6 protein-coding genes and 1 pseudogene are annotated in these 5,697 nt (G+C 61.9%); 5 read left to right on the forward strand and 2 right to left on the reverse strand.

Features of this window, described 5'->3' with window-relative positions; all coding sequences use genetic code 11:
• The 5 genes and pseudogenes from ABSG20_RS27985 to ABSG20_RS28005 all read left to right on the forward strand — a co-directional run.
• Nucleotides 1-332: hypothetical protein (locus tag ABSG20_RS27985; protein WP_423867713.1), on the forward strand; the 332-nt coding region annotated here is incomplete at its 5' end.
• 236 nt (nt 333-568) lie between these two features.
• A complete protein-coding gene (locus ABSG20_RS27990) occupies nt 569-1,855 on the forward strand; it encodes a patatin-like phospholipase family protein (protein ID WP_423867714.1) in 1,287 nt (428 codons plus the stop codon).
• A gap of 57 nt (nt 1,856-1,912) precedes the next feature.
• Nucleotides 1,913-2,650 carry an acetoacetate decarboxylase gene (locus ABSG20_RS27995; RefSeq protein WP_423867715.1) on the forward strand — a complete coding sequence of 246 codons (738 nt, stop codon included), beginning with the start codon at nt 1,913-1,915 and terminating at the stop codon, nt 2,648-2,650.
• A 13-nt stretch (nt 2,651-2,663) separates the two neighbouring features.
• Nucleotides 2,664-3,445 (forward strand): annotated as a pseudogene (locus ABSG20_RS28000) (3-hydroxybutyrate dehydrogenase).
• Between the two features lie 261 nt (nt 3,446-3,706).
• Nucleotides 3,707-3,955, forward strand: a complete 249-nt coding sequence (locus ABSG20_RS28005) for a hypothetical protein (RefSeq protein WP_423867716.1) — start codon at nt 3,707-3,709, stop codon at nt 3,953-3,955.
• A gap of 32 nt (nt 3,956-3,987) precedes the next feature.
• On the opposite strand, the gene ABSG20_RS28010 is transcribed toward ABSG20_RS28005, so the two are convergent.
• A complete protein-coding gene (locus ABSG20_RS28010) occupies nt 3,988-4,923 on the reverse strand; it encodes a sensor histidine kinase (protein WP_423867717.1) in 936 nt (311 codons plus the stop codon).
• A 558-nt stretch (nt 4,924-5,481) separates the two neighbouring features.
• Nucleotides 5,482-5,697 (reverse strand): nuclear transport factor 2-like protein (locus ABSG20_RS28015; RefSeq protein ID WP_490338344.1); only part of this gene is annotated, 216 nt, incomplete at its 5' end.

The following is a 5,697-nucleotide window of genomic DNA, read 5'->3' on the forward strand; positions in this document are numbered from 1 at the left end:
AGTTGGCGGTAGCTGGATTGACCTTCGCCAACTGGTCGCTGCTTCTGGTCCTTGGTTTGCTACTCGTGTTTGCTATTGTTGTGGCCTACCTTGGTTGGACCTCCGCCGCAGGTACCGATGTTCCTGCGTCGGGCTATCTCGCCATGGGACTCGGGGTCATTTTTTCGCTCTTGGTTGGCGTAGGGCTGATGGCCTTGCTGTTCTACAGCAGCCGCCACGGCTACGATGATTCACCCGAGCTTGAGCGAATTGACGCAAACGAGGATGATCCAGTTGCGATTGCATCGAGCGTGGGAGAGTTGCCTGCTTCATTCGAAACCAGGCAAGACTAATCACTCTGCGTGACGTGCGAATGGGCGCGTGCGGGTGAGCGGATGGCCTTCCTGACAGGAGCAAGTGCATGAATAAGCCGATCTTGCACAACCCTTTGGAGAGTCTGCTGGTCGCGCCTGGGGCGCGCCAAGACGGCTTGCCGGTCGCGGACCGGCGTGCTGCCGACGTCGAGATGGCGCGGGTACCTGAGACTGCGTCGGACCCCTCACGATCTCGCGTCGGGATTCCTCAAGCCATGGCCAGGAGCGCGATCTCGGAGAGCATGCCGGCGATAGCGCTGCGCGATCAGGTCGTGTCCGACAGGCCGCTCGCGGAAAGACCGCTCGTCCCCAAACCGCGCGAAGCGAGTAAGAGCAAGGGCCGGAACCTGCGCGCGCGACTCCCCTTCGATCGCGTCGCGCTGCTGCTGCAGGGCGGCGGCGCGCTCGGCGCCTATCAAGCGGGTGTCTATGAGGCGCTGGCCGAGGCCGGGCTTCATCCCGACTGGGTCGTGGGCATCTCGATCGGCGCCATCAACGCCGCGATCGTCGCCGGCAATGCGCCGGAGAGGCGCGTCGACAAGCTGCGCGGCTTCTGGGAGGAAATCACCGCGCCTGCCATGGGCTTCGACGCCGGCGTGGTCGGCCTCTTCGGACGAGGCGAGGCTGCGCGCGCGTTCGCCAATCAGGTCAGCGCCGCCATGGTTGCCTCCGCCGGAGCGCCGGGCTTCTTCGGGCCGCGACTGCCCAATCCGTGGTTTCATCCGCCCGGCACGATCGAGGCGACGAGCTACTATGACACGCGGCCGCTCAAAGCCACGCTCGAGCGCTTCGTCGACTTCGACCGCATAAACTCTGACAACAAGGATACGCGCCTCAGCCTCGGCGCCGTCAATGTGCGCAGCGGCAACCTCGTCTATTTCGACAGCGGGACGCAGGTGATCGGACCGGAGCATGTGATGGCCAGCGGCGCGCTGCCGCCCGGCTTCCCCGCCATCGAGATCGAGGGCGAGCATTATTGGGATGGCGGCCTCGTCTCGAACACGCCGCTTCAGTGGCTGGTGACGAACACGCGCGTGACCGGCCAACGGTTGCCCGACGCGCTGGTGTTTCAGGTCGATCTCTGGAGCGCGCGCGGCGAGTTCCCGCGCAACCTCGCGGAGGTCACGACCCGGCAGAAGGAAATCCAGTACTCGAGCCGTACGCGCGCCTTTACGGATTTTATCAAGCGCCTGAAGAAGGTGGAATACTCGGTAGCCATGCTGCTGGATCAGCTGCCGGACGAGTTCAAGCAAAGCGAGGAGGCGAAGTACCTGGCCTCGGTGGCGCAACGCCACGCCTATAACCTGGTGCACCTCATCTATCGCCCGAGAGGCTACGAAGGCGACTCGAAAGATTATGAGTTCTCCCGGCTGTCCATGGCGGAGCATTGGCGTACGGGCTACCACGACACCATGCGCACGCTGCGCCATCCGGAGGTGCTCGAGCGTGCCGGCAATGGCGAGGAGTTGACCATCTTCGACTTTGCCGGTGACGGCAATTGAGCGGCTGGCCGCGACAGGCGTCACCCTTTTGACAAACCGATATCAGGAGCTTGAGCCATGAGAGAAAGCGACGTCCGTGAGCGAGCGTTTGCGATGCCGTTGACGAGTCCGGCCTATCCGCCGGGGCCCTATCGCTTCGTCAATCGCGAGTATCTCATTATCACCTATCGTACCGACCCGGAGAAGCTGCGCGCGCTGGTGCCGGAGCCGCTGGTGCCCGACGGCGGCATCGTCAAATACGAGTTCATCCGGATGCCGGACTCGACCGGCTTCGGCGACTACACCGAGACCGGGCAAGTCATCCCGGTCACGTTCCGCGATCGCAAGGGCGGCTATTCGCACTCCATGTTTCTGAATGACGATCCGCCGATCGCCGGCGGCCGCGAGCTGTGGGGCTTCCCAAAGAAGCTCGCCGATCCTACGCTCCACGTCGAGATCGACACTCTTGTCGGCACGCTCGACTACGGCAAGAAGCGTGTTGCCACGGGATCGATGGGCTACAAGCACAAGGCAGTGGACCCGCTAGCGGTGAAGGCGTCGCTGGCCGCGCCGAACTTCCTGCTCAAGATCATTCCCCATGTCGATGGCACGCCGCGCATCTGCGAGCTGGTCGAATACTACCTCGAGGACATCACGGTTAAAGGCGCATGGAGCGGGCCGGTGGCACTTGAACTGCACTCTCACGCGCTGGCGCCGGTGGGCGAACTGCCCGTGCTGGAGATTCTGTCGGGCGTCCATATCATCGCCGATCTCACCCTCGGCCTCGGCAAGGTCGTCCACGACTATTTGCGCTGACAGGAGAACCGCTATGCGCCTCAGCAACCGCGTCGCCCTGGTCACTGGCGCTGCCAGTGGCATCGGCAAGGAGATCGCCCGCACCTTTCTGCGCGAAGGCGCCAAGGTGGCCATTGCGGATTTGAACCAAGCCGGCGCGGACTCCGCGGCGGCCGAGCTCGGCGGGGCGGAGCGGCGCGCCATCGGCGTCGCGATGGACGTGACCTCAGAGCAGCAGGTCGAGGCCGGCATGGCCAAGACGGTCGAGACCTTCGGCCGCCTCGACATCCTGGTTAGCAACGCCGGCATCCAGATCGTGGCGCCGCTCGACCAGTTCGAATTTGCGAAGTGGAAGCAGATGCTGGCGATCCATCTCGATGGTGCCTTCCTCACCACGCGTGCCGCGCTGCAGCGGATGTATCAGCAAGGAACCGGCGGCAGCATCATCTACATGGGCTCGGTCCATCCAAGGAAGCCTCGCTGCTCAAGGGGCCTTACGTGACGGCCAAGCACGGCCTCATCGGGCTCGCCGAAGTCGTCGCCAAGGAAGGCGCCAAGCACCGCGTGCGCGCCAACGTCATCTGCCCGGGCTTCGTGCGCACGCCGCTGGTCGACAAGCAAATTCCCGAGCAAGCGAAAGAGCTGGGCATCTCCGAAGCGGAGGTGGTCAAGAACATCATGCTCAAGGACACCGTCGACGGCGAGTTCACGACAGTCGAGGATGTCGCCGAGGCCGCGCTATTCTTCGCCGCCTTCGAATCGAACGCGCTGACAGGGCAGTCGCTGGTCGTGAGCCACGGCTGGTTCATGCAATGACGCCATGTCCGTTCGGCGCCAGCCGAACGGATAATCAAATGTCGGGCACGTCGCTGGACCGAACTCAGGAAGTCCACATGAAAATCGAGGTGATTGGTGGCGCGGGGCTTATCGGATCCAAGCTCGTGCCTCTTTGTTCGATTCGCCTTAGCAGCCTCTCGGGCGATAGATGAGGTGCACGAGGTTACAGGCGTCGCATTGCGCGACCGAGGCCAGGAACATCGCTTCCTCGCTTTGCTTTAACTCCTTCCGAGGATAACCATGACCGAACACGTTAAAGTTTTGCAGACAGCCCGTGAGCAGATGGTGAAGGCCCGGCGCGATCTAGCAAAGGTCCTTGCGGAGCCCTATGATCCGCGCAATACACCGCAATCTCGAACGACATTGATCGAGGTCGAAAACGTGATTCACCAGATCGACGAGGCGATTGCGGACGAGTGGAAGCTCGCTCCAACGGCTCGGACAAAAGAACTTTCAGCCGACGACCCATACGGTGACGGCTACCAATAGTTTCAGTGCGGCTGATTGTGGCTTACGTCGAATCAGCCGGCGCCATTTGCAGGCAAGTCAAAGCTGAACCGGGCGCCGCCGAGGGAGGAATTATTGTCCGCTCGGATGTGTCCGTCATGCGACTCGATAATCGACCGGGAGATCGCCAGGCCGATGCCCATGCCGGTTTCCTTGGTGGTAAAAAAGCCGTCAAAGAGACGAGGGAGATGCGTTGGATCAATTCCCGTCCCGCTGTCCTCGATCATGAAGCACACCGTTTCAAGGTCCGACAGAATGGCCCGAACAAGAATCTTTCGGCCCCCGGACCGCGCCATTGCCTGGACCGCGTTGATGGCCAGGTTCACGATCACCTGCTGAAGCCGGGTGCGGTCACCGACGACCCGGGGAAGCCCGGGTGCCAGGTCGAGAGAAATGGAGATGTCTTTCGATTGGAATTCGTGGCGAAGGAACAGCATCGACTCCTCGACAATATCGGCGAGCGATTGCGGTGTTGGCTGCCGTGCTCGCCGGGTGGCCATGGCGCGGATTCGGTTGATGATTTCGCACGCTCGCCGCGCATCGGCCACCACGCGCTTTGTAAGTTCCCGGACCTGTTCGACATCGAGGTCGGGTCGGGCGAGGCAGCGCAAGCTGGTTTCGCCGTTGCAGATGATGGCGGCAAGTGGCTGGTTGACTTCGTGCGCAATCGAGGCCGTCAATACACCTAGGCTCGTGATCCTTGCCTCGTGCGCGAGCTCAGACCGGGCCTTGCGCGGTGCCTCTTCCGACACGCGGCGCGGCGTCAGATCCCGAGCTCCGCCGATGTGCTCCCATCGACCCTCCCCGTCCCGGCTCCCGTGAGCGACCGGATGCAGGTATTTGCCCGAGCAGGCCGGCATTGGCAGCCGGCGCACCCATTTGCCTGAGAATTTTTTCGAGAAGCGGCGGAGATCGGGGTGGATTGCTTCGGTGGTTACTGTCGCGCGCATCGGTAAATCCCCGGATTGCGTAGTTAACGGCCTGTTGCAGCTCGTTCAAAAGCAGGCCTTCCCAAACCGACTCGGCGATATCCGCCTGTTGTCGCGAACGTTTGCACGGAGGCGGAAAAATTGCTCGTTATGTGTTGTTGGTCGCTGTTAGCGATCGCTAGCGGCTCTCACATTGGCGATCGCCTGGAAAGCCCTGCTTTCCGGGACGATTACAGTGTGATACTACCTCCAACCGTGGCAACTCGCGCAAGCCGAAGCCAATACCTGGAAGCCGGTATTCTCCTCGCGGTCCGCTCCGGGCGACCACCCCGTGGCGCCGTTCAAGGAGGCCGGATCGGGGGACAACACGGGCGGCGAACTCGGATCGTTGCGCCGGAACTTTCCTCAAATATCGGGTCAGCACGACGATGTCTTCGGAGGATATTGACGAAGACTGAGATCGATCGCCTCGGCCATGCTACCCTCGGCGCCACCTGGTCGACCGGAAGTCCCGTGATCCTAACCGCGTGCTTCTGAGCCACCACGGGCGTCTGAGTGCCTACCCAAATGTCGCAGCCGTCAGGAAACGCTCGCTCGCTCAACAAGATGCGCGCGCGAGGGTGCAGGGTCAAATGGATCGGCGAAATATTGTGTTTCGTTGACCACCAGTCCTTCGCGGAATTCCATGATGCTCACTGCATAGGATGGTTTGCCGTCATAGCTGAGTACGAATTCAGTCACCCAAAGATCGCCGCTGCCGATAATTCGCCGGACCCTAAAACGCTTCTTATTTGG

Origin of the sequence: Bradyrhizobium sp., from assembly GCF_049512235.1 — a bacterium.
Taxonomy (GTDB): domain Bacteria; phylum Pseudomonadota; class Alphaproteobacteria; order Rhizobiales; family Xanthobacteraceae; genus Bradyrhizobium.